Below are 22,999 nucleotides of genomic sequence, written 5' to 3' on the forward strand. Positions count from 1 at the left end.
ACAATATGAGTGCAGTAAGAATGGACGGCAAGGCACTGTCCGCGAAGGTGCGCGGCAGCATTCTGGCAGAGACCGAAGAACTGAAAAAGCAGGGTGTAACGCCGGGTCTGGCGGTTATTATCGTCGGCAACGATCCGGCGAGCGAGATTTATGTCCGCAATAAGGAGCGCGCCTGCGAGCAGTGCGGCTTTTACAGCGAGAAGTACGCGCTTCCCGAGGAGACCACACAGGAGGAGCTGCTTGGTCTGATCGCACAGCTGAACGAGAGCCCGGCAATTTCGGGCATCCTGTGCCAGATGCCGGTGCCGAAGCATATTTCCGAGCAGGCGGTCATCGACGCCATCGACCCGAAGAAGGACGTGGACGCGTTCCATCCGGTTAATGTCGGCAAGATCATGGTTGGCAATTTTGATTTCGTGCCGTGCACGCCCGCGGGTGTCATGGAGCTGCTCGACGAGTACAAGATCGACCCGAAGGGCAAGGAGTGCGTCGTGGTCGGCCGCTCGAATATCGTCGGCAAGCCGATGAGCATGCTGCTGCTGCACCGTCACGGTACGGTTACCATTTGCCACAGCCGCACGCAGGATCTTGCAGAGGTGTGCCGCCGTGCGGATATTCTGGTAGCCGCTGTCGGCAAGGCAGGCTTTATTACGCCGGATATGGTCAAGGAGGGCGCAGTGGTGATTGACGTTGGCATCAACCGCAACGCCGAGGGCAAGGTATGCGGCGATGTTGCTCCCGAGGTGATGGAGAAGGCCTCTTATATGACACCGGTCCCGGGCGGCGCCGGCCCGATGACCATTACCATGCTGATGAAGAATACGCTCAAGGCGGCAAAGCTGCAGAACGGCATCCGGTAAATAAAAAACGTCCGTATCCGGGTTGACAATCCGGATACGGACGGGTATACTGAAGATAACGAAAGGTGCTGCCGGTAGACGGTCAGCCCCTAAAGAAAACGGAAGAAATAACCGCAATCATTGGGAGTGAGAGGCGGTTATTTCTTCTTTGGTCCTAAAATACGCTCAATAAGTACAAGTATCACTACAAGAATTACGAGATATTCCATAAAACCACCCCCTTTACAGGGGCAAGACTTAACCGCCTACCGCAGGCGCGGCAGCACCTTTCTTAACGACAAGTATAACAGAAATCGACTGCTTTTGCAATCCCACCAGATTTCGGCGGGATTGTTTTTATTTTGTAAATTAGAAAAGATTGACCTTTGTCCGGATTCATTCTATAATAAAGCTAATGAGTTAACCGCAACATACGGTTTATCACGTCAGGGGAGGACGAATATAATGGATATGAAGAAGCTTGCCGGCGATAAGGCGGCAGAGTATGTAAAGGACGGCATGGTTGTTGGTCTGGGCACCGGTTCCACTGCGTACCACATGGTAAATGCAGTAGGCGAGATGGTAAAGAACGGCCTGAAGATTCAGGCGATCCCGACCTCCAAGGCTACCGAGGCGCAGGCGCGCGAGCTGGGCATTCCGCTGCTGACCATCGACGAGCTGGATCATGTTGATCTGGCAATCGACGGCGTAGATGAGATCGACCCGCAGTTCAACGCCATCAAGGGCGGCGGCGGTGCGCTGTACCGCGAGAAGGTCGTTGCATCCATGGCGAAGGAAGTTATCTGGATCATGGACGAGTCCAAGCTGGTAGACAAGATCGGCGCTTTCCATCTGCCGGTTGAGATCGCACAGTACGGCTCCAAGCAGGCGATGGAGCGCATGGCAGCTTACGGCTGGAATCCGGTTCTGCGTGTACGCGACGGCAAGACCTTCGTTACCGATAACGGCAACTTTATCGCGGATCTGCACCTCGGCGCAGGCTTTGACATTCAGGACGTTTACTCCAAGCTGACCGGCATGCTCGGCGTGCTGGAGCATGGTCTGTTCCTCAACATGTGCAAGCGCATGATCGTCGGCCACTCCAACGGTGAGGTTCAGGTCATCGAAAATCCGTCCAAGTAAGCGCAGCTGAAAGGCAGGAGAATTAATGATGGATCAGAACGATCAGAACGACCGCTTCGACAGATTCGACCGCTTTGAGCCGGACTTCAGCCGGTTCGAAAGTGCCTCGGACCGCAGTGAGCGCTCGAGCAGCCTTGACCGCAGTGAGCGTCCCGCACGCACAGGCAGACGTCAGTCGGCACGTCCGGTGCGTTCCGGCATGCGTATGGGCAAAGGCAAGCCGATGCGCAGAGCATCGGTCAAGCTGAACTACCGCATGGTGCTCTGCATTGCCGTGCTGGTACTGCTTTTGCTGACGATCATCTTCGGCGGACTGTTTAAGTCCCGCGGCAGTAAAATTGCGGACCTGAACTCGCAGATCGAAACACTGAATAAGGATAAGGACAATCTGTCCGCACAGATTGGTGCGCTGACGCAGGAGAATCAGACCCTGCAGAGCAGCATCACCGCAACGCTTCCTGCGGCTAAGACCGCAGAGACCAACAGCATCGTGGACCTGATCCCGATGCTGAACGACGGCGTTTATGTAGTACAGAGCACTGGCTCGCAGCTTCGCTACATCAGCGTTCCGAAGGGCTATCTGCAGGACAAGCTGGGCGAGTACCGCGATGACGCTTCCGGCTATGCTGCCTCCACCGGCGATGCACCGATCTGCCAGTACTATGTGCTGTTCACCGACCGCGTGATCGGTCTTGCAGAGGGCGACACCGGCTTTGTCAGCACGGACCGCAGCGCAACCGGCTCGACGAGCACGATTCCGTCCGGCTTCTATGACTTTGTTGCTTCGTTCTTCAATAACAGCAGCAATACCACGGCTTCCGGCAGCAGTTCGAGCGACAGCAGTGCGTCCGACAATTCGTCTGACAGCAGCGCTTCCTCCGCATCTGCGGATGCAAACGCATAATCTGCGGAAAAATTAAAAAATCAGAGGCATGGACTTGACAGTTCGTGCCTCTTGTGCTATGCTATTAAAAGCCGCATTGTGCATAGGCTTTTGTAAGTGTGTATCAAACGATGCACCGCCGTGCCAAGCGTGACTCTACAACGAAAGAGAGGGAAAACACATGTATGCCATTCTGAAAACTGGCGGCAAGCAGTACAAGGTATCCGAGGGCGACGTAATCTACGTTGAGAAGCTCGGCGTAGAGGACGGTGCTACCGTATCCTTTGACGAGGTTCTGGTAGTAGGCGAGGGTGATTCCATCACCGTAGGCGCTCCGTACGTTTCCGGCGCGGTTGTAACCGGCACGGTTGAGAAGACCGGCAAGGGCAAGAAGATCAACATCTTCAAGATGAAGCCGAAGAAGGGTTATCGCCGTCGTCAGGGTCATCGTCAGCCGTACACCAAGGTGACCATCGCGTCCATCAAGGCGTAAGACCGTGACCAAAGTCACTTTTTCGCTGCAGGAGGATAAAATCCTCGCGGTGGACATTCTCGGCCACGCAGGCTATGCGGAGGAAGGGGAAGACATCGTTTGCGCAGCGATCTCCAGTGCGGTTATGCTGACGCATGCGCTGCTGTATGATGTACAGCATATTCCGGTCGATACTCTCATCGAGGATGACGGAGCGCATATCCGCTTTACGCTGCCGAAAGGCGATGTGGAACGCGGACAGGATGCACTTTGTGCTCTGAAGCTGCATTTTTCCGAGCTGGAACAAAACTATTCTGATTTCTTGAACGTAATGGAGGTGCAAGCAGATGCTGAAGATTAGCTTACAGTTTTTCGCTCATAAAAAGGGCGTTGGTTCGACCAAGAACGGTCGTGATTCCGAGTCCAAGCGACTGGGTGTAAAGCGTGCAGACGGTCAGACCGTACCGGCAGGCAACATCCTGGTTCGCCAGCGCGGCACCAAGATCCACCCGGGTGTGAATGTTGGCCGCGGTAAGGACGACACCCTGTTCGCAAAGGTTGAGGGCGTTGTTCGCTTCGAGCGTCTGGGTAAGGACCGCAAGCAGGTTTCCGTTTACCCGCAGTAATTATAGCGTTGCGTATAGGGGGCTTCAAAAGCCCCCTATATTCAAATTTCGGTTCCTTGCGAAACCGAAATTTGATACCCGAACGAAGCGATCCAAGATCGCTGGGTCGGGGTAACAAAACATCCGGCAAAGCTGGACGTTTTGTTGCGGCACGGAGTGCCGCGATTAAATGATTGCGCCGGAGGCGCAATTCGCCTGCGGGCGGGCCGATGACTCGGATTTCTGAATGAAATCCTGTCATGTGGTTGCAGTTTGCAAGCAAACTGGTATTTTATTGTCCCAGACGTTGTCTGGGATTTTGTTGATTTTAGATAGATATTACACCTTTGAGAAGAAAGGAGGACTACCATGTTTATTGATATTGCAAAAATCAAGATTGTATCCGGCAAGGGCGGTGACGGCAAGGTTGGTTTCCACCGCGAAAAGTATGTGGCGGCCGGCGGTCCGGACGGCGGCGACGGCGGCCGCGGCGGCTCGGTCATCTTCAAGGTAGATGACAATCTGTCCACGCTGCTCGATTTCCGTTACAAGAAAAAGTATGTTGCGGCTCCCGGTGAGCCGGGCGGCGGCAAGCGCTGCAAGGGCAAGGACGGTGCGGATCTGATCATTCGCGTACCGCGCGGCACGATCATCCGTGACCAGAAAACCGGTCAGGTCATGAAGGATATGTCCGACAGCGAGCCGTTTGTAGCAGCCAAGGGCGGCAACGGCGGCTGGGGCAACACGCATTTTGCAACGCCGACGCGTCAGGCACCGCGTTTTGCCAAGCCGGGTCTGCCGGGTGTCGAGCGCGATATTATCCTTGAGCTGAAGCTGCTGGCCGATGTCGGTCTGGTCGGCTTCCCGAATGTCGGCAAGTCCACGCTGCTGAGCATGGTTTCTGCGGCGCGTCCGAAGATTGCAAACTACCACTTCACGACTCTGGTGCCGAACCTCGGCGTGGTTTCGGTCGGTGAGGAGCAGAACTTCGTCATGGCCGATATTCCGGGTATTATCGAGGGCGCAAGTGAGGGTGCCGGTCTGGGCCACGACTTCCTGCGGCACATTGACCGCTGTCGTCTGCTGCTGCATCTGGTTGACGCGGCAGGCAGCGAGGGCCGCGACCCGATCGACGACATTGAGAAGATCAACGCAGAGCTTGCCGGCTACAGCGAGTTTCTGGCAGCACGCCCGCAGATCATTGTTGCCAACAAGACCGATCTGTTGGGCGATGACCGCGAGCCGGTCGAGAAGATCCGCAAGTACGCAGAGGAGCGCGGTTTCCTGTTTGCGGAGTTGTCCGCGGCGACCAATCAGGGCGTCAAGGAGCTGATGAACCTGACGTGGCATGAGCTGCAGCAGCTCCCGCCGGTATTCATCTACGAGCCGGAGTTCGTCGAGGTCGAGGAGAAGGCCGCAACCGAGAACGACTGGACCATCGAGCGCGACGGCGACGCTTACGTTGTCACCGGTGCATGGGTGGACAAGATTATGGGCTCGGTCAACATCGACGACTATGAATCCCGCCAGTATATGGATCGTATGCTCCAGTCTGCAGGCATTTACGCCAAGCTGGAGGAAATGGGCATCGAGGAGGGCGCTCCGGTCGTGATCGGAGAGTTCGAGTTCGAGTACGTTTACTAAACTGGGTGAAAGAGGACCTTTGGGTCCTCTTTTTTTCATATCGTGCGGTTGATTCAGAGTGAAGAGAACGTGCGGGAGTAGTATAATGCAATATCACTAAAAAACCATATCGTCCTATGTTCAATCTGCCAAAGTAGTGCTATAATAAAAGCATAATGCACAAAAGGGGAGTTGACAAACTGTGCAACAACAAAAGAACGATAAAACAACCTGCCTGTTGCTTGCGCTGACCACGATTTTCTGGGGCAGCCTGTACACGGCGAGCAAGGTACTGCTCGATGTGATTCAGCCGTTCACGCTGCTGTGCCTGCGCTACATCATCGCAGCCATTGCCATGACCATCCTGCAGCGCCTGCGCAAACCCGACCCGAACGGAAAGCCGCGCAGGATCAAGGGCGGTGACTGGAAATACATTATCATGTTTGGCCTGGGCGGCTATGTGCTGTCCATCGGTCTGCAGCAGTACGGCACCAAGCTGGCGGGCGCATCGCTGGCATCGCTCATCAACTGCATGAACCCGATCGCCATCTGCTTCTTTGCGGTGCTGCTGCTGCATGAGCGCATGACGATGAAGAAGGTCGTCTGCATTGTCAGCGCGGTTGCCGGTGCGGTCTGCATTGTCGGCGGAGACGCCGGCGGCGGTCATATCCTCGGCATAGCGCTTTCGCTCGGTTCGGTGCTGACGTGGAGTGCGTTGAGCGTGTTCATGCGCTCATTCTCGCAGAAGTATGATGCGCTGACCGTCACGACTTACGGTATTTACGTTGCCGCTATCGGCACGCTGCCGCTGATGCTCCGCGAGATCATCACCCACCCGGAGATGGACTTTCTGCACGCGAAGTACATCCTTGTGCTGTTTTATGTGGCGATTTTCTGCACGACCATTCCGCATTCGCTGTGGAATTACTGTCTCTCCCGTGCAGAGGCGAGCACCTGTTCTCTGTTTTACCCGATTCAGCCGCTCACCTCGATGGTGCTCGGTGTCCTGCTGCTGAACGAGCACATGACGGTCGGCTTTATTGCCGGTGCGGTGCTTATCGTGTTCGGTGTGCTGTATTCAACGCTCGGCAAAGAGAAAACCAGATGAGACGCCTTGGCTTTGCCCGATGTTATGGTTAAGCTGAAAAATCCTCCTGTCTTCAGAAGAAGGCAGGAGGTTTTTTCATTCAAAACGGCGAAAGAGAGATGACGGTGAAGTCCAAAGGGTAAAAACGCAGGGATGCAGTCCGAATCGTGACAGATTTCAGCCGGTTTGCCGAATTTACAATCCCAAATCCTTAAACCGCGAATACATGGACTGTGCGCCGTACAGTGCCGCCACCGGATTGTGCTGCAGTACCCGGTCCTTGACGATCATAACCGTTGTCGGAACCTTGCTGTGGCGCAGAAACAGGGTATCATGTCCGACGCACAGACCGATCACGATGTTGAAATCGCAGCCGTGCGCGGCAAGCGTCTTGGCCTGCATGATCGGGTTGCACATGGACTCGTGTCCGCAGCCGCCGTTGAGCTTTTTCTCGTTCGGTACGCCGATCTCGGTCTTGTCCTGTGCACCGACCTTGCAGCCGACCGTGAAATATTCGATACCTTTTGCCTTGAGAATACGGGCGAAGATGGAAGTCTCTCGCATCAGACCGACGCAGGACGCGATGCCGATCTTTTTATAACCCATGCGCTTGATGAACTCGATGGTTTCCTCGACACGGGTCAGGCGGCCGTAAAACTCGCCTTCAATGCACGCGGAGGTGCGGGCAATCAGACCCTGTTCCGGGTCGTTGCGGTAGATTTCAAGTGTTTCCTCGAGCAGTGCCTTATCTACGTTCGTCGTCAGGCAGAACGGCGGGTATTGTTCCTCGCTGGCCGAACGGCAGCCGAGTCTGCTGCAGTCCGAGCAGCTGTGTGTGCATTTCAGTTCCGACATAATCCTTTCCTCCCTGTAAAAACGATGTTATGCCTTTGTGTTTGTGTCCTGTGCAGGCTTGGTGATTTTGCCGCTGCAGCAGTCGTCCTCAGCCTCGGCTGCTGCTGCCGGCTGGAAGCTGGCAGAGGAGGCCTTTGTAGATTTAGTGGCGGTATCGGTGGAAGCGTCGCTCTCCGGTGCATCCGGAACATCATCGAAGAAGATATAGGCGTTGTCTGCGAACTTGGTCGCATCGGTGCCTTCCTTGAGCACGCCAATCTGGGTCAGCTCCTCGGCGTTCTGCTTAAGTGCGTCATAGCCGCCCTGAACCGAAGGCTTGTAGTTGTAGGTCTTGAGAATCTGTGCGCAGAAGTCCACATCACCAGAGACATACTCCTTTTCGGTGATGATCTTTGCGGTCTCGTCCGGGTTTTCCTGTACCCACTGAGATGCCTTCTGTACGGCACGGGTGAAGGCTGCTGCAGCCTTCGGGTTCTCCTCAGCCAGCTTGCTGGTGACGAATGCTGCGCAGCAGTACTCGTCCTTGTACTCGGGATCGGTTGCGGTGTCGATGAGGGCGGTCAGGCCGTACTGCTCTGCCGCGATGGACGCCGCCGGATCACCGAGTGCGATCGCGTCAACGGCACCGTTCTGCAGTGCCTGTGCCAGATCGTTGCGGGAGTAAACCGAGAATTCAACCTCCATGTTCTGGTCGGTCACGCCGATACCTGCCGCGCTCAGCGAGCGCTTGGAGACAACGGTTGCCGCGTCAGCCAGACCCGGCACGCCGATCTTCTTGCCCTTGAGGTCGGCAACGCTCTTGATGTCGCTGTCACCGGGGACGAGCAGCTTGATGCAGCCGGTGTGGATGCCGGTGGTGAACTTGATGGGCAGGCCGTTTTCCAGCGGCTGGAGCAGCTTGCCGATCAGACCCATGCCGACATCGACCTGATCCGCGCCGATGGCCTCGGAAACGTGTGCCGCGTCAACCGTTACCTGCTCAATGTCCAGACCTTCGTCCTCGAAGTAGCCGTTCTCGATCGCGATGTACATCGGTGCGGCACAGAGAGAAGGAGAGTAGATCAGACGCAGGTGGGTTGCGCCGGAATCGGCGGAATCTGCTGCCGCGGAAGCGTCCGAATTGCTGCTTGAGCCGCCGCAGGCGGTAAGCGAGAGTGTCAGTGCAGCTGCGAGAAGTCCGCTGAACACTCGAAATAAAATACCGTTCTTTTTCATGGTTTTCCGTCCTTTCAAGGGGTAATGTGAAATGAAAATACTAATAATGAACGTGCGTTCTTTAATGCAAGATCAGATATAATAGTTAGGTTCTTTGATTGTGCCGCCGTAATGGAGCTGACGAAGGATCTCCGCACGGTAGTGAAGAAAATCCTCCGAGCTGCGTGCTCTCGGGCGGGCAAGCCGGATATCCAGCGTGCCGGTGATGCGTCCCGGTCGGGGTGTCATAACGATCACCTTATCCGAAAGATACACGGCCTCATCCACATCATGCGTTACCATGATGGCGGTCATGCCGGTTTCCTTCCAGATGCGCAGGATCTCGTCCTGCATGTTCATGCGGGTGAAGGCATCGAGTGCACCGAGCGGCTCATCGAGCAGGAGCACCTTGGGCTTGCCAACGAGTGCTCTTGCGAGAGACGCGCGCTGGCACATGCCGCCGGAAAGCTGGTGCGGATACGAATGCTCGAAGCCCTTGAGGCCGACCATCTCGATAAATTCGTCTACGCGGTCCTTTTCCTGCTTGTAGATGCCGCGGGCACGCAGACCGAACGCGATGTTATCATAAATCGACAGCCACGGGAACAGCGTGTGCTCCTGAAACATGAAGCCGCGGTCTGCACCGGGGGCCTTGATGGGTGCGTCGTCGAGCGTCAGGCTGCCGTCGTCCATCGGAATCAGACCGGAGATCAAACGCAGCAGCGTGGACTTGCCGCAGCCGGACGGTCCGATCAGCGAAACGAACGAACCGGCGGGAATATCGAGCGAAACATTGTCGAGAGCGGTAATGCGCTCTCCGGTGGGATTGACAAAATGCTTGGATACACCCGAAATCGAAATACTTCCTACCATTTGATAACTCCTTTCTGCCATGCGAGCACGCGGTCGCGGAATTTGAACAGCAGCGTGATGAGAATGAAGAAGGTGACTGCAATGATGATCAGTCCGGCATATACGTTGGCATATGCCATCATTTCCTTCTGCCAGTTGATGTACCAGCCGATGCCGTACTTGGCGCCGAGCATTTCGGCGGTGACCAGCGTGATGAACGACGAGCAGGTGCCGTTGAACAGGCCGAGGAACATATGCGGCATAGCCGCCGGAATGCCGACCTTGGCAATGCGGTAGAAGCTGCCCGCGCCAAGCGTCGAGGAGACCTCAAAGTACGGGTTGGGGATGGAAGCAATGCCGCTGCTGGTGAGCACGGTGGTTGGGAACCACACAGCCAGCGCGATTAGGAAGGCACTGGCGGAAACCGCAGTCGGGAAAGCGATGAGCACCAGCGGGATCCACGCGGTGGACGGGATTGGGCCGAGCACGCGGACGAGCGGCTGTACCCAGTAGGCGAAGGTCTTGTTGAAGCCGATGGCGATACCGGTCAGCACGCCAACGACTGCACCGCTGACCCAGCCGAAGAACAGCAGGCGTGCGGAGTATGCAAGGCAGGTCGCGAGGAACGCGCTGTCCTCAACGAGAACGCCGAACACACGGTCGAGCGAGGGAAAGTACAGCACCGGCAGAATCGCAAACTTGGCGGTCAGCAGGTTGAGGATGTTCAGCACCAGAACCGCTCCTGCATAGAACAGTGCGCTGTACGACAGCTTATCGCGCACCTTGGTGTTGCCGAGCGATATCAGCAGGGCAATCACATACACGGCCAGTCCGATGAGCAGCGTCCATGTAAAATAAGGGTGCGCTGCGGCAGGATGCTGCGCGGAATCCGGCAGCAGAATATCGCAGGCGAGCGCCAGCAGAATGGAGAGAACTGGCAGCGATTTAACAAAATGCTTCACAAGAGAGAACTCCTTTCGACAAAAAATGGCGGAAAGCGTATGCTTTCCGCCAGGATGGTTAGTGCGCGTTATTCGCACATTCGCCAGGTCACAAGGGAACGCATACACGAGCAGCGGTGCATACACATACAGCAGCGATTCATACAGTACATTCGGCTCATGACAGGCTCTCCCCTCAATTCATATAAATCCTATCTGGTTTAAGTAGTTGAAAGTATAGACTTGAATAACCTGATTGTCAATAGGAATACTATGATTTTGGATAGTATGCCAAAAACGGTTTGTCTGAAAGAGAGAATTTGTCGGTTTTCATAAAGAACCGATGCAGCAGGATTTCTTATGGGATCGGGTGGCTGAATCCACGCTTTTGTGCTACAATATTTACAGGTGATGGATATGATTTTTAAACCGCGTCCGCTCAGCAGAACCATGCTCGATGACGCTTCGCTTGTCCGCGATAAGCAGCACTGCCGCCGGATCGGTCCGTGCGGTGTTGGCCGCCGGGCATTGTATTTGAACAGTTATTTTATTGACCGGCATTATTATGTGCCGTTTTCCGCCATTACGCGGGCATTTAAGTTTATAGAAGAAGGCACCGGCGGTGTCCGAGGTGTGCTTGCAGGCAGAGCCTGTCTGCTTGTGGAGTACGATAATGGTCTGCAGCAGGTGTGCTGTTTCAAGTACGAGGATCAGATTGACGAGCTGCTGCGCGTGCTGCACAAGATGCATCCGGAGATTCCGTGCGTCAGCGAGGAAGAGGAGGCAGAACTCGAGGTCGAGTGCGAGCGCCGGAGGGCGGAAGAACGCCGACGACCGCCGCTCAGCATCCGCGCCGAGCGGGAGATTGAGGAGCTGGAGAATGCGATCGCGTACCTCGAGCGCAAACCTGAGCTGTACAAGCGGCTCAGTCGTGCAGCTAAACGGCGGCGCAACTACCAGAGCAGGAGTGCAGGATATCGGTGGGCGGCTGCAGCGATCATGGTGCTCGGGGCGGCGGCGCTGATTTACGGCGTGGTGTCGCTCGTGTGCCGCGGTTTCTCCGGCGGATACCTGCTGCTGTGCCTGCTGGCGGCAGCTTTCCTGTTTGGCGGATGGCGCCTGCTGCCGACGGCACGCAACAACAATGCGGCTGTTCTGCGCGGGGATAAGCAGGCGCGGGTACAGATGCAGAACTATATTGATCGGTTTCCGGCATTTCCGCTGCCCGCACGGTACGCGCACCCGATCGTGCTGCGCCGCATGCAGCAGGCCATTGCGGAAGGACATGCACTGAACGTCATGGAGGCGCTCGAGGTCGTCAAGGCCGATCTGCAGACCATGAATGCGGATATACAGGTCTCGCAGGAGGAATACGCCGAGATTTCTACGATTAAGCCGCTGTTTCTGAATGCGGATTATAAGTAAGAAATCCGGCCTGAGGCTTGCAAAGCTGTTGACAACGGCATGGCTTCTCCCGTATAATAAATTCAGTAAAATGAAGTCGAAAAAGAGGGGATGGACGGATATGCTGTGTAAAAAAAGAACATGCGGCGTTCCATTGAATCAAATAGGAAAACGATGAAAACTAAGGACCTTCTGCCCGTAAAAATGGCAGTCGGTCCCTTTTTTTTAGGGAGGAAACTGATATGATCGAAAATTGGAATGATGTCCATATCGTACCGGAATTCAGCGATCAGGGTGTGGACTGCTACCGTCTGGCGGGCGGCAGTTTTGTCAATGAATACTACATCGTCTCGGAAGCCGAGACCCGCAAGCTGATGAACCATCCGGAGGTTGTCGGCTACGAGGTGTATGCGTCACTCGTAACAGCTACCTCGCAGATGATGTACTACCTCAAGGAGCAGAAAAAGATCACTTCGGCGAACATTCTGTCCATTCTGCGCGGCGCACTCAACTACCCGCTCGAGGAAAGCTGCTATAAGGAGCATATCCGCGTGCATGACATCAGCTTTATGTCCAGTGAGCGCGTGTTTGGCGAGAATGATGAGATGTCGCTTGATATCAAGTACTGCAAGCTGACCATGGTGCCCAACAGCACGCTGATGATCGGCGATATCATCGCCTCGGGCGAGACGCTTGTGCAGTGCCTGCGCTATGTCACCGACTATTACCGCAAGCAGGGCGCCAAGCTGCGCAACATTCTGCTGTTTACCATCGGCGGTACCCAGGGCATTGAGATTCTCGAAAAACTGACCAAAGAAATCCGCACCTACTGGCCGGACTTTGAGGGCTTCATCACCGTGTACTACGAGGGCGTTTTCAGCTGCTACGAGGAAGGCGACAAGGGCGTTTCCGGCATCAACCGTGCGCTCATCGACTTTTACTGGAAGGGCGGCATCGTGGCGCCGGAGTTCCGCCGTCAGACGCTTTCCATGCAGAATCCGCTGTTTGAGAAGTGCACGATCTACGATGGCGGCGCACGCCGCTATGAAATCCACGAGCATATTGAAGAGGTGCTGGAATTCTGGAACGGCATTCTCGCGCGTGCCGACAAGATCGACAAGCAGGCGCTGCTGGAGGAAAAACTGGGTCATGCGCTGCCGATTTCCTATGAGGACTGGCTGAAGGACTGCCATTATGAAAAGCTGGATGCAAAGCTGACGCGCTGGCTGTATCAGCAGGAGCGCGGCTTTGTCGAGAGCCTGAAGGACGTAACGCTGGAGGAGATCGCGCGTCAGCGCATTGACGAGTTCACCACGACGCTCAAAAAGTACATTCTTTGACCAATACACAAAAAGGGGATAAAATCTATGAAAAATGACAACACACCGGTCGATATCGACTTTGTGGAAGCGGCTGTGCCGCATTATGCGCGCCGCGGCATCGTAACCATGTTCATGATCATGCTGGGCTTCACCTTCTTCTCGGCCAGCATGTGGGTCGGCAAGGAGCTGGCAGACGGACTGGATTTCGGCGGCTTTATCATCTCCATGATCATCGGCGGCCTGATCCTGAGCCTGTACACCGGTCTGCTCGGTTACGTCGGCGCGGAAACCGGCATGAGCCTTGACCTGTTGGCACGCAAAGCCTTCGGTGCAAAAGGCTCGTACCTGCCGAGCGCGATGATCTCGTTTACGCAGATCGGCTGGTTCGGCGTCGGTATCGCCATGTTTGCCATTCCGGTTGCAAATGAGCTGCTCGGCGGCAGCACAGCGGCAGAATGGGTGCTCGTTATCATTGCGGGTGTGTGCATGACGGCCTCGGCGTATTTCGGCATCAAATCGCTGACGCTCATCAGCTATATTGCGGTTCCGCTGGTTGCAATCCTGGGTACGGTTGCCATGGTGATGGCAGTTAAACAGGGCAACGGCACGCTGATTGATCAGTTTGCCAAGTCCAGCGGTACGCTGACCGTTGTCGGCGGCGCCGGTCTGGTTATCGGCTCGTTTGTCTCCGGCGGCACGGCAACGCCGAACTTCTCCCGCTTTGCCCGCAACGGCAAGGTTGGTGCGATCACGACCGTTATCGCGTTCTTTATCGGCAACTCGCTGATGTTTTTCTTCGGCGGTATTTCGTCGGTCTACGTCGGCGGCAATGACATTTTTGAGGTTATGATCAACCTCGGTCTGTTCTATCTGGCGATTCTGGTCCTCGGTCTCAACATCTGGACCACGAACGATAATGCACTGTACTCGGCGGGTCTGGGTCTGGCGAATATTTTCGGCCAGAGAAAGAAGCCGATGGTGCTGGTTTCCGGTATTATCGGCACCGTGCTTGCGGTCTGGCTGTACTGGAACTTCTGCGGCTGGCTGAATATCCTCAACTGCACACTGCCGCCGGTCGGCATCATTCTGGTGATGAGCTTCTTCATGGACCGTGAGAAGTACAAGGACGTTGAAGTAACCGAAAACGTCAACTGGTTTGCGGTTTTCGGCGTTGTGCTGGGCGCTGTGGTGGCAAATCTGGTCCCGTGGGGTATCGCATCCATCAACGGCATGATCATTGCCGCTGTGTGCTATCTGGTCGGCAGCAAGGCGAAAAAATAAGCAGAATTAAAAAAATCCTCGGTTTAACCCAAGGTCAGCCGAACTTGCTGACCTTGCGATTTAATCGGGGATTTTTTATTTTTGCAAATGCCTCGTTCAGCATGGTCTCAGTACCGGACGGTCTGAAATCGTGTAGCTGACCAGATCGCTGCTGTGCAAAATGGGAGGAGAAACAGAAAAGGCCTGACAGCGCAGGCCTTTTCAAAAAGAGGTGTGAATTCGGGCGGTTGGGGTATCAGGAACGCCCGAAGGATCAGTTCTGATTTTTCTCGTCGTGCCGCTTGACCACGCGGATGCCGATCGTCAGCAGCACGGCGGAAATGATGGCTATGGTGAGGACAAAGCCGTCCTGAAGCGTAAACAGGAACCGGTCGGCCAGCATGACCGTGCAGATCAGCACGCTGCCGAGCGCTTCGAGCTGAAGGCCGCGCCGACGCGATAACTTGGAAAGCATATGCTCGGCCTCCTTTTACTGAACGCCCATTGCCGCCAGAATGACGCGCATGATGACAAGGCTGATAGCCGCATCAAGCAGACAGACACCGATGAGCAGCGGATGCCACTTCTTGTTGGTGTCGGTTACGAGCACGATACGCGCATAGTGTCCGATGAGCGTACCCATCAGGATACATGCCGGGAGCATCATAGACGCCTGACCGAGCGTCAGCGCGCCTGCCTCATACATGGAAGCGGCGGTCGCACAGCCGGAGGCCTTGGCGAAGAACGCCGAGATCAGAACCGCGAAAGCCTCGCCCGGCAGACCGAACAGTCCCATGACCGGCGACATGACCGTGCCGAGAATGTCCATCAGACCGGTCTCCTTCAGAATGTACACCAGTACATAGCCGAGAATCATCGCAGGGGTGATATTTTCAATGCCGACCTTGAAGCCCTTTGCGCAGCCCTTGAGGAAGGTATCTACGATTGAAGGTTTCTTTGCCTTTGCGGGTGCGGCCGCAGCCGCTGTATTGGTTGCCTGATTGCTCATTTCCGTTACCTCCTTATGCCTTGCCGCGCTTTGCACGCAGAATCAGACGGACGATGTTCGCACCGATCAGCTTGCAGACGAACATGATGACGATGCACGGACCGAGTGCCACCGGGCAGATCGCCACGAGCGGTGCGCCGCCGGTGATGGTGTTGTTGATGCACGCCGAGCCTGCGTACTGATACGCTACGAAAATCGTGCGCTCGTCGTCCGTAATCTCACCGTCCGCGTACAGCTCACGGGTCATGACGGCCGCAACGTCCGAACCGGTAAAGCTCGAGATGAATGCGATGCCGCACTTGCCCGGGATGCCGAGCAGCGGGCGGAGCAAGGGACGAAACAGGATATCCGACGCCTTGAATGCGCCGAGCTGCTCGAATACACCGAGCAGGCCGCAGAAGAACATGACTGCCGGAATCAGATTGAAGCCTGCCATGAAGCCGTCCTTCGCGCCGGTGCCGCCCTTGCCGATGAGGTTCGCGCCTGTGTCGCCGATCTGTCCGAACGAGCCTGCCAGATTAGTAAAGTCAAGCACCTTGATCGGTCCTTCCGCCGTGCGGAACGCACCGGAGAGCACGAGAATGAGGACGATCAGTGCCAGCCATGCGCCGATACCGATCTTTTCCTTGTTTTCCGCCTGTTTCTCTTTGTTTGCCATGAGTTTATACCTCCTTATCCCTTATCTGCCGTTTATTCGGCAGTGTTGGCAAAATCGTCGTTCAGCGTATACGCTGCGCACGCCGCAAGCACGCTGCGCTGAAACAGCGATTCTACTTCCGCATATTCGTTCGGGGTGTGATTGCCCTCGCCGCGCACGCCCATGCCGCATACCGTCGGCACGCCGCACGCTACCGTGATGCCGGAGTCCGAAAGACCGCCGACCTGGAAGCAGTCGATCTCACCGAAGCCGCAGTCCTGTGCGGTGCGCTGCAGATGACGGAACAGCGCCATAACGCCGTCAGTTGTATCCATGCACTGCATGACGCGGCTCAGATCGAGCTCCGCCGTCGTATCCGGCACCGAGTTGTGATTGGTTGCGCGGTGCAGGATTTCAAAAATTTCGTCGCGCACCTCCGCGTTTGGAAAGCGGATGCCGATGCGCACCTCGCACGAGTCGGGGATGGTGTTCTCACCGATGCCGCCGTCCACCATACCGCAGTTCATCAGTCTGCCGCGCATGATGTCGTTCTGCGACTCGATCTCAACGATCTTGTGCGCTGCCTCGAGCACCGCCGAGCGGCCTTTCTCCGGTGCAATGCCCGAGTGGGATGCTCTGCCGTGAATCCTGATGCTGACCGGGCCGCCGCCCTTGCGGCCGACCACGAAGCGGTTGTCCATGTAGCCGGTCTCGAAGTTGAACGCCGCGAGCGCGCCTGCCGCCTCTTCTGCGAAGATCTCCTTCGCGTCCGAACGCATATGCAGGTTTTCCTCGTCGCTTGCGAAGATGAACTTGATCGGGCGTTCCTTCCAGTCCACGCTGTCGAGCGCCTTGACCGTGTACAGTGCCATGACCAGACCGGCCTTCATATCCAGCACGCCGGGGCCGTGCGCCATGCCGTTCTCGTCTACGCGGAACGGATTTTCCTTCGCCGCGCCCTCCTTGAACACGGTGTCCATGTGGCCGATGAGCAGAAGCGGCGCTTCAGAGCTGCCGGGGTTCCACTCGCCGATGAGCATGTCACCGGAGTTCTGAATGGCACGGACACGGGTGTGGATGCCGGCGTTCTCCATCTCGCGGCGCAGGATGCTGCAAACCGCGTTCACGCCGTCGACCTGCGTCGTGCCGCTCTCCGTGTTCACCAAATCGCGCCAAAGATTCAGCATCGGCTGTCGGTTCTCGTCGATGTACTGACGAATCTGCGTGTAAATTTGCTCCATTTTCGTATACCTCCTCTATTGAAAGCCCGTTGTGCCGGGGCTCAGTTCACAGCATCTTCACCGCCGCGCCTGCAATGAGTACGGACACGATGGTAACGGTGACGAAGCCTGCCGTCAGCATTTTCGGCAGCAGGAAATTCAAAATCGCTTTCTTTTCCTTCTCGTTTCGTCCGAACGCCTCGGAGACCTCCTGCGGAATGAGCATGGTGGTCGGGAAGCCGAACGTGCAGCTGATGCCGTAGGCCGCCGCAAGGCTGACCGGTATGTGCAGCAGCTTAGCGCACAGCAGCGCGGCCGCCATGGTTCCCAAAACGCCGCAGGCCGCTGCGGTCAGCAGCGCAGGCAGAACGGACAGCACCTGCTCCGGCGTGGTCTGCGCCAGATTGGAAAAGATCAGAATGGTAACGAAAAACGTGATCAGGCTAGAGGCCTGCGTTTTTCCGAGGATGCTTTTATCGAGAAAGCCCAGTGCGAAGAACACCGCGCCCATGATAAGGCACATGACGAAGTAGTGAACCGCACCGCCGGTCAGCTTGGACGCATAGTACGCGATGACCGCAACGACTGCCAGCTTGGCGAAATACATCGAAGGACGCTCGCAGCATTTCGGCAGATGCAGCGGACCGTGATGCATCGCGTCGTTTTCCTCCTGCAAAGTGCTGTACTGCTCCACGAGCACCGCGTCATCGCGGATGAGCTTTGCGGTGTGCCGCAGCAGAAGGGACGCGATCGGTACGCCGATGAACTTCTGCGTCACGTAAAGCACGATGCAGAACGTCGCCGCCGTCGTGAGGTTCATCTCCTTGAGCGTGCTCGTCATGATGAGCGTTGCCGCGCTGCCGCCTGCGAAGATCGGTGCGCCGGCGATCGCCATCTCGCTGCCAATGAACGGTCGTCCAATCAGTACGATTGCTGCAACTGCGCCGCACACGCCGCACAGCGCGGTGACGACTACCTTCCACTGCCGACGCAGCTCCGCGAAGTCGATCGTCGTGCCGAGCGACACGATGAGCAGGCCGGCGATGATGTTGCCGAACCCGGTGATCTGCGCATCGTCGATCAGTGTGCGCGGCAGGATGCCGCTCCAGAAGCCTGCAAGCAGCAGGATTGCAATGCTGAGCACCGTGGAGAATATTGCTTTGGTCTTCTGCGCAATCAGATCGCTGACTGCGTAGATGCAGAACAGAATCGCAAGTGCGCTGATCGGTGTCATAAGCCTCATTCCTTTCTGTGTCTATACCGTATCATAAATTTGTTATGTCTGTCCAAATCATAAAAGTTATAGTGACGTTATAACCGAAACGGAATAGTATTCATGTACAGTTTCACGCCCGCTTTTCATGAAAAACAGACAAAAGAATAGGCGCTGTGACTAAATCACAGCGCCCTTACTTTGACACTATTCGGTATACCATTCTGCGCTTTTTTGTCCATTCTGCTTTTGTTATAACCCAGCCATAACAAAACGGAATAGCTTATTATAACCCTCGAAACGTCTTATTTCTCATTTTTTGGGTAAAGCTCCTCCAGCATCTTTACAAATGCCTGTGCTTCTGTGCTCAGCATTTCTCGGCTGCGCTGAATCCAGCCTACATTGATCTGTACTTGACAGTTTCGGATCGGAATGGTGCGGATGCCGTACTCCGCGAAGTCCGGCGCGCTCAGTCCCGGACCGAGACGAACCACATCGGTCGAGCGCAGCAGCGACAGGATGGCCGCGCTGTCGTTGACGTAAACAACACGCTTGAACTGCTCGAGACGCACGCCGTCAATCTCCAGATAAAAGCTCAGATTGGAAAAATAATCATCCGGAAGGCGGACGAACGGATGGGGCAGGAGCTGCTCCATCGTCACCTCAGACGCATGATACAGCGGATGGTTCGGACCGAGGTTTGCGTACCAGGTGTCCGTGCCCAGCGCGTGGAATTGAATGTTTTTGAACTTCAGCATGTGCTTGAGCTCCTTCACCTGCACGTTGTTGCTCATCACAAAGCCAATCTCCGCTTCGCCATGCTCCACGCTCTCGATCACCTGCTGCAGACGGTTTTCCACCAGCTTGAGCGCCACGCGATTATCGTGGTAATTGTTGTAGAACTTCGCCATCAGACGCCCCATTGTGATGATTGGATAGGAGGCAATAGACAGCACCGGCGCGTGCTCTTTCTCCGATAAGCCCTGAATGAGCTCCATCTGGTTGATGATCGTGCGCGCGTACTGGTAGAGCTTTTTGCCCTCGTCAGTCAGCGCAACGCCCTTGTTCGTGCGGTTGAAAATACGCACCTTGAGCTCGTTTTCCAGATTGCTGATGGCCTTGCTCAGATTGGGCTGCGTGACAAACAGCTTCTCCGCGGCCTTGTTGATACTGCCCTGCTCCGCAATGGCGACAAAGTAGGTAAGCTGCTGAATTTGCATAACTCTTTTCCTCTTTTGCATGTAGTATCTTCAGTATAGCATATTCGGGCGGAAAATGTCAGATGATCTTGAGGAGGGAATACCGCAGAAGCGGACGAAAACCATTTGAATATTCTCGGCGTGCGCGATAGCGGCAGCTATGTGTCATAAAAGGTTAAACAGCAGTCTTGATCCCGGCGCCGCGCGCACACACTTCCTGCGAGACTACATCATGGACCGCATTTGACACCTTTTCTTCCCCCAATACAGCCGGAGAACCATCAGCAATGGTGGTTCTCCGGCCTTTATGTTTGCGCGTAGGCATGATGAAAAGTAATCGAAACCGCTTGCGAGGGAGGCGATTTTGCACGCATATAGGTGTGATATTGACTGTAATGAACCTTGGGCATTCCATACCATACAGAAATATATTTCGGCATTTACGCAAATAGCATAAAAATATAACTAAATTCAGTAGCAGCATATACATCTCACGAGGGGAAACGTAAAATGAACAGTACGGAGCGGAAGAGAATTTGCTTTTTTCTGCTCCTTGTAAATGAAGTTATGCAGCTTGCAGAACTTAACTTTCTGGAAGCCATAGCTGCCGCATTGGTCTTGTTCCGGTGGAATTTTGTATTTTTTCGGAATAGCGTTGTAATTCTTTATATGAGTGAATGGTTTTCTCCGACTCATTCATCACGTTTTTCAGGATTTCCTTGTTGCTGCCCTTGACTTCATCGGACAGGCCACGTTTGAACTTCGCTCCCGAACGGGACACCTCGAACCGAAGCATCGGCGCATCATACTGCTCCAGCAAGTCCGCCTCCATCAGCTGAAATGTTTTGTCATAGACCGTCAATGTGGTCGTCTTGCAGCAAATACGCCACGAATGCGCGTTCTTTTCCTTGCGATTGGGGAATCCTTTGCCGAATGTGCACAGCTTGTACTGCTTCATGTACGGGCTGCGTCGAATGACACGCAGCGCCTCATCGACCCATTTCTGCGACTCGGGAAAGTAGTCCAGACAGCAGTCGATACGCGAGAGCGTCAGCTGTTCGAACTCGCAGTCCAGACCGATTTCACGCAGCAGACCGGTCATCCGGTTATCAAGCGATTTCAGCTGGTTTTCTTTCGCGGTGAACACTTTCTTGGGTGAATATTCTCCGTGCAACAAAGTGTGCGGATTAAGCCGGAAACGAATAGAACAGGCAATATTTTTGCTCGTTTTGTTCTTGCTGCGCTTCTGCTTGTACAGATAAAGTACGACACCCTGACCGCAGTACGAGGTGCAGATATACTTCTCGATGCCTTTGTCAGAATGATATGTCGCGTCTGGGTAGAGTTTGCCGAAATGCAGACTTTTCAGGTGCTGAAACACCTTGTTAAAGCTCTTTTTGGACAGTCTGTGGAATAATTCAATCGTATGGATACCGTAACGAAAATCCATTTCACACACCGCCTTTCGCAAAACAGCCGATTACTGTGTCATGCAGATCGTCTGCTGATTCACAAATCGCATACAGTTCATTGGCGGCTTCAACTGCACGATCATCCGTGTCAGAGATAATGTCAAGGTTCATCTGAAAATCGGCGTCATTCCAGAGCAGCAGTGCCTTTGCGCGTTTGCCGTCGCGCCCGGCCCGGCCTGCCATCTGGTAGAATGACGCGACGCTGAACGGCAGTTGAGAGACAATAATCAGGCGAATATCCGAAATATTCACGCCCATACCAAAGGCGGAAGTTGCAATCATGATATGTGCCTTACCGGAACGAAAGCGCGCTTCCTGCTCGGCTCGGTTAGACAGCCTGCTGTGGCAGAGAGCAATAGCAGAAGCCGAAATATCGCAATCCTCAATCAGAAAGTCACGCATATCTTCCACATCGCAAACACGGGTGCAGTAGATAACAATTTTCCCTTTACTGCCGCATTTCTGAATCGCTTTTCTGACTTTCGCATAACGAGCAGCATCATTTTTCACAAATGCTTTCTTGAGGGAGAGATTAGAACGTTTGAGCTTGCCGATATGTACGACAGGATTTTTCATGCGTAGACTTTTCGCAATATATGAAATATCATCCGGCGTAACAGTTGCGCTGAAAGCAGCAATAACAGGGGATGCGGGCAAATCCTTGATGAATTTACCGATATTGCGGTACATCGGACGAAATTCATTGCCCCATTCCGTCAGACAGTGTACCTCGTCCACAACGACTGTATGTACGCTATTCTTCTGAATTGCCTTCCAGAGGTGAGGATCACTCAGCCGTTCCGGCGCAACAAAGAGTGCCTGGAGTTTACGATGTGTCAGCTGTTCGATTGTATTGGTATTCTCCCTGTTTTCGCTGTACAGACAGCCCGCTCGGATTTTACTGTCCTTGCAACGCTGCACCAGATCATGCATGAGTGCAACGGTTGGGAGAATACCAATCAGCAGACCATTCGGGTGCAGGGTAATCATCGAGAGAAAGCAGATCGACTTGCCCTCGGAGGTTCGTGCTAAACCGAGTACATCTTTACCATCGGATAAATCTGTGATTACCTTTTTCTGAAACGGTTTGAGTTTCGAGATACCAAAGGTATTACATATCATCTTTTCCTGTTTGTTCGTCATAATTTTCACTCCAAACATAGAATTTTCATTCAAAACTGAAATTTAATAATCTCGTCTGAACTGCCTTTATTCCATTGTTGAGATTGAAGTAGAATTATAATTTCACAGGAAAAACATGATATATAATAATAGCGAAAAACTTTGTACTATGTATTTTTTTCCATTCCATTCTCTTACCCAGCTCCAGCATGCTGATACCGAACTGCTCTGACGCTGTCAATGCCATCTGCAACGACGCTTGCAATTTTTGTTAAAACTATTTGTCTAACTTTTTGGGCACTTCAACGTGCGGTACGGTGTCCGAACGAAGTCGAATACATCGCCTTCTGCAACGCGGCAGAAGCGCAGTGCAACCGCGACCGCGATCACGATGTTCGGAAGCGAGGTCATCAGCTTAGATAGGTTTGCCGGTTCTCGGTTTGCATCGTTTTTTAACTATTACGCGCATTTTTTATTATAAATTGTGCATTATTAACTATTTATTTTACCCATCGCACAAAATATATTAAGATTTTTGTATATAATATACAAGAATTTCGTGCCATTCATGTTAATTCGTGCTATGATAACCGATACGGTCTGCGCCCTGCAAAAGATGTAAATTTCGAGGCACGATCTCTGTGAAG

At 54.3% G+C, this 22,999-nt stretch carries 23 protein-coding genes; 11 read left to right on the top strand and 12 right to left on the bottom strand.

Features of this window, described 5'->3' with window-relative positions; genetic code table 11:
• Window positions 1-5: 5 nt before the first annotated feature.
• The 8 genes from folD to PG722_RS07880 all read left to right on the top strand — a co-directional run bounded on the left by folD (window position 6) and on the right by PG722_RS07880 (window position 6,673).
• Window positions 6-860, top strand: coding sequence for a bifunctional methylenetetrahydrofolate dehydrogenase/methenyltetrahydrofolate cyclohydrolase FolD (gene folD / locus PG722_RS07845; protein WP_161275024.1), 855 nt, complete (start codon window positions 6-8; stop codon window positions 858-860).
• Between the two features lie 444 nt (window positions 861-1,304).
• Complete coding sequence (gene rpiA, locus PG722_RS07850; protein WP_110436003.1) at window positions 1,305-1,982, top strand: ribose-5-phosphate isomerase RpiA; 678 nt, start codon at window positions 1,305-1,307, stop codon at window positions 1,980-1,982.
• A gap of 28 nt (window positions 1,983-2,010) precedes the next feature.
• Complete coding sequence (locus PG722_RS07855) at window positions 2,011-2,886, top strand: hypothetical protein (RefSeq protein WP_270580210.1); 876 nt, start codon at window positions 2,011-2,013, stop codon at window positions 2,884-2,886.
• A gap of 160 nt (window positions 2,887-3,046) precedes the next feature.
• Window positions 3,047-3,358 (top strand): 50S ribosomal protein L21, encoded by a 312-nt coding sequence (rplU, locus tag PG722_RS07860; protein ID WP_117489775.1) that lies wholly within the window; start codon window positions 3,047-3,049, stop codon window positions 3,356-3,358.
• Window positions 3,359-3,362: 4 nt separating this feature from the next.
• A complete protein-coding gene (locus PG722_RS07865) occupies window positions 3,363-3,698 on the top strand; it encodes a ribosomal-processing cysteine protease Prp (RefSeq protein ID WP_110436005.1) in 336 nt (111 codons plus the stop codon).
• Window positions 3,685-3,963, top strand: a complete 279-nt coding sequence (rpmA, locus tag PG722_RS07870) for a 50S ribosomal protein L27 (RefSeq protein ID WP_110436006.1) — start codon at window positions 3,685-3,687, stop codon at window positions 3,961-3,963. Before PG722_RS07865 ends, rpmA begins: the two co-directional genes overlap by 14 nt.
• A 348-nt stretch (window positions 3,964-4,311) precedes the next feature.
• Complete coding sequence (obgE, locus tag PG722_RS07875; protein WP_110436007.1) at window positions 4,312-5,586, top strand: GTPase ObgE; 1,275 nt, start codon at window positions 4,312-4,314, stop codon at window positions 5,584-5,586.
• Between the two features lie 181 nt (window positions 5,587-5,767).
• Window positions 5,768-6,673 (top strand): DMT family transporter, encoded by a 906-nt coding sequence (locus tag PG722_RS07880; protein WP_270580212.1) that lies wholly within the window; start codon window positions 5,768-5,770, stop codon window positions 6,671-6,673.
• 174 nt (window positions 6,674-6,847) lie between these two features.
• On the opposite strand, the gene PG722_RS07885 is transcribed toward PG722_RS07880, so the two are convergent.
• The 4 genes from PG722_RS07885 to PG722_RS07900 all read right to left on the bottom strand — a co-directional run bounded on the left by PG722_RS07885 (window position 6,848) and on the right by PG722_RS07900 (window position 10,515).
• Window positions 6,848-7,507, bottom strand: a complete 660-nt coding sequence (locus PG722_RS07885; RefSeq protein ID WP_116705304.1) for a DUF1847 domain-containing protein — start codon at window positions 7,505-7,507, stop codon at window positions 6,848-6,850.
• Between the two features lie 27 nt (window positions 7,508-7,534).
• The gene (locus tag PG722_RS07890) at window positions 7,535-8,722 is read right to left on the bottom strand and encodes an ABC transporter substrate-binding protein (protein ID WP_270580214.1); all 1,188 of its coding nucleotides are present in this window, start codon (window positions 8,720-8,722) and stop codon (window positions 7,535-7,537) included.
• Window positions 8,723-8,794: 72 nt separating this feature from the next.
• Complete coding sequence (locus PG722_RS07895; protein ID WP_270580215.1) at window positions 8,795-9,574, bottom strand: ABC transporter ATP-binding protein; 780 nt, start codon at window positions 9,572-9,574, stop codon at window positions 8,795-8,797.
• A complete protein-coding gene (locus PG722_RS07900; protein ID WP_270580216.1) occupies window positions 9,568-10,515 on the bottom strand; it encodes an ABC transporter permease in 948 nt (315 codons plus the stop codon). Before PG722_RS07900 ends, PG722_RS07895 begins: the two co-directional genes overlap by 7 nt.
• Window positions 10,516-10,911: 396 nt before the next feature.
• Here PG722_RS07900 and PG722_RS07905 point away from each other — a divergent pair, with 396 nt between their 5' ends.
• From PG722_RS07905 to codB, 3 genes are all read left to right on the top strand, one after another.
• The gene (locus PG722_RS07905; protein ID WP_270580217.1) at window positions 10,912-11,919 is read left to right on the top strand and encodes an ATPase P; all 1,008 of its coding nucleotides are present in this window, start codon (window positions 10,912-10,914) and stop codon (window positions 11,917-11,919) included.
• A 221-nt stretch (window positions 11,920-12,140) separates the two neighbouring features.
• Window positions 12,141-13,238 (top strand): hypothetical protein, encoded by a 1,098-nt coding sequence (locus PG722_RS07910; RefSeq protein ID WP_243022690.1) that lies wholly within the window; start codon window positions 12,141-12,143, stop codon window positions 13,236-13,238.
• 27 nt (window positions 13,239-13,265) lie between these two features.
• Window positions 13,266-14,501 carry a cytosine permease gene (codB, locus tag PG722_RS07915; protein ID WP_270580218.1) on the top strand — a complete coding sequence of 412 codons (1,236 nt, stop codon included), beginning with the start codon at window positions 13,266-13,268 and terminating at the stop codon, window positions 14,499-14,501.
• A gap of 253 nt (window positions 14,502-14,754) precedes the next feature.
• On the opposite strand, the gene PG722_RS07920 is transcribed toward codB, so the two are convergent.
• The 8 genes from PG722_RS07920 to PG722_RS07955 all read right to left on the bottom strand — a co-directional run bounded on the left by PG722_RS07920 (window position 14,755) and on the right by PG722_RS07955 (window position 22,373).
• On the bottom strand, window positions 14,755-14,955 hold the full coding sequence (locus PG722_RS07920) for a hypothetical protein (protein WP_270580219.1): 201 nt from the start codon (window positions 14,953-14,955) through the stop codon (window positions 14,755-14,757).
• 15 nt (window positions 14,956-14,970) lie between these two features.
• Complete coding sequence (locus PG722_RS07925; RefSeq protein WP_118480955.1) at window positions 14,971-15,489, bottom strand: nucleoside recognition domain-containing protein; 519 nt, start codon at window positions 15,487-15,489, stop codon at window positions 14,971-14,973.
• A gap of 13 nt (window positions 15,490-15,502) precedes the next feature.
• A complete protein-coding gene (locus tag PG722_RS07930) occupies window positions 15,503-16,147 on the bottom strand; it encodes a nucleoside recognition domain-containing protein (protein WP_270580220.1) in 645 nt (214 codons plus the stop codon).
• A 32-nt stretch (window positions 16,148-16,179) separates the two neighbouring features.
• Window positions 16,180-17,367 (bottom strand): M20/M25/M40 family metallo-hydrolase, encoded by a 1,188-nt coding sequence (locus PG722_RS07935; protein ID WP_270580221.1) that lies wholly within the window; start codon window positions 17,365-17,367, stop codon window positions 16,180-16,182.
• A 46-nt stretch (window positions 17,368-17,413) separates the two neighbouring features.
• Window positions 17,414-18,580: a hypothetical protein gene (locus PG722_RS07940; RefSeq protein ID WP_270580222.1), complete on the bottom strand. Its 1,167-nt coding sequence runs from the start codon at window positions 18,578-18,580 to the stop codon at window positions 17,414-17,416.
• A 284-nt stretch (window positions 18,581-18,864) separates the two neighbouring features.
• Window positions 18,865-19,779 carry a LysR family transcriptional regulator gene (locus PG722_RS07945; protein WP_270384971.1) on the bottom strand — a complete coding sequence of 305 codons (915 nt, stop codon included), beginning with the start codon at window positions 19,777-19,779 and terminating at the stop codon, window positions 18,865-18,867.
• Between the two features lie 562 nt (window positions 19,780-20,341).
• On the bottom strand, window positions 20,342-21,208 hold the full coding sequence (locus PG722_RS07950; RefSeq protein WP_270384973.1) for a hypothetical protein: 867 nt from the start codon (window positions 21,206-21,208) through the stop codon (window positions 20,342-20,344).
• Between the two features lies 1 nt (window position 21,209).
• Complete coding sequence (locus tag PG722_RS07955) at window positions 21,210-22,373, bottom strand: RecQ family ATP-dependent DNA helicase (RefSeq protein WP_270384974.1); 1,164 nt, start codon at window positions 22,371-22,373, stop codon at window positions 21,210-21,212.
• Window positions 22,374-22,999: the final 626 nt, after the last annotated feature.

The sequence above is a fragment of the Butyricicoccus sp. OF27-2pH9A genome, from assembly GCF_027693185.1.
Taxonomy (GTDB): domain Bacteria; phylum Bacillota; class Clostridia; order Oscillospirales; family Butyricicoccaceae; genus Agathobaculum; species Agathobaculum butyriciproducens.

Excerpts from the sequence above, each read along its gene's own strand:
- PG722_RS07945 (WP_270384971.1), bottom strand. The coding sequence starts at position 19,779 with ATGCAAATTCAGCAGCTTACCTACTTTGTCGCCATTGCGGAGCAGGGC.
- PG722_RS07925 (WP_118480955.1), bottom strand. The coding sequence starts at position 15,489 with ATGAGCAATCAGGCAACCAATACAGCGGCTGCGGCCGCACCCGCAAAG.
- codB (WP_270580218.1), top strand. The coding sequence starts at position 13,266 with ATGAAAAATGACAACACACCGGTCGATATCGACTTTGTGGAAGCGGCT.
- PG722_RS07920 (WP_270580219.1), bottom strand. The coding sequence starts at position 14,955 with ATGCTTTCCAAGTTATCGCGTCGGCGCGGCCTTCAGCTCGAAGCGCTC.
- obgE (WP_110436007.1), top strand. The coding sequence starts at position 4,312 with ATGTTTATTGATATTGCAAAAATCAAGATTGTATCCGGCAAGGGCGGT.
- PG722_RS07930 (WP_270580220.1), bottom strand. The coding sequence starts at position 16,147 with ATGGCAAACAAAGAGAAACAGGCGGAAAACAAGGAAAAGATCGGTATC.
- PG722_RS07955 (WP_270384974.1), bottom strand. The coding sequence starts at position 22,373 with ATGACGAACAAACAGGAAAAGATGATATGTAATACCTTTGGTATCTCG.
- PG722_RS07855 (WP_270580210.1), top strand. The coding sequence starts at position 2,011 with ATGGATCAGAACGATCAGAACGACCGCTTCGACAGATTCGACCGCTTT.
- PG722_RS07910 (WP_243022690.1), top strand. The coding sequence starts at position 12,141 with ATGATCGAAAATTGGAATGATGTCCATATCGTACCGGAATTCAGCGAT.
- PG722_RS07895 (WP_270580215.1), bottom strand. The coding sequence starts at position 9,574 with ATGGTAGGAAGTATTTCGATTTCGGGTGTATCCAAGCATTTTGTCAAT.
- PG722_RS07940 (WP_270580222.1), bottom strand. The coding sequence starts at position 18,580 with ATGACACCGATCAGCGCACTTGCGATTCTGTTCTGCATCTACGCAGTC.
- PG722_RS07890 (WP_270580214.1), bottom strand. The coding sequence starts at position 8,722 with ATGAAAAAGAACGGTATTTTATTTCGAGTGTTCAGCGGACTTCTCGCA.
- PG722_RS07950 (WP_270384973.1), bottom strand. The coding sequence starts at position 21,208 with ATGGATTTTCGTTACGGTATCCATACGATTGAATTATTCCACAGACTG.
- PG722_RS07885 (WP_116705304.1), bottom strand. The coding sequence starts at position 7,507 with ATGTCGGAACTGAAATGCACACACAGCTGCTCGGACTGCAGCAGACTC.
- folD (WP_161275024.1), top strand. The coding sequence starts at position 6 with ATGAGTGCAGTAAGAATGGACGGCAAGGCACTGTCCGCGAAGGTGCGC.
- PG722_RS07935 (WP_270580221.1), bottom strand. The coding sequence starts at position 17,367 with ATGGAGCAAATTTACACGCAGATTCGTCAGTACATCGACGAGAACCGA.
- rpiA (WP_110436003.1), top strand. The coding sequence starts at position 1,305 with ATGGATATGAAGAAGCTTGCCGGCGATAAGGCGGCAGAGTATGTAAAG.
- rplU (WP_117489775.1), top strand. The coding sequence starts at position 3,047 with ATGTATGCCATTCTGAAAACTGGCGGCAAGCAGTACAAGGTATCCGAG.
- PG722_RS07905 (WP_270580217.1), top strand. The coding sequence starts at position 10,912 with ATGATTTTTAAACCGCGTCCGCTCAGCAGAACCATGCTCGATGACGCT.
- rpmA (WP_110436006.1), top strand. The coding sequence starts at position 3,685 with ATGCTGAAGATTAGCTTACAGTTTTTCGCTCATAAAAAGGGCGTTGGT.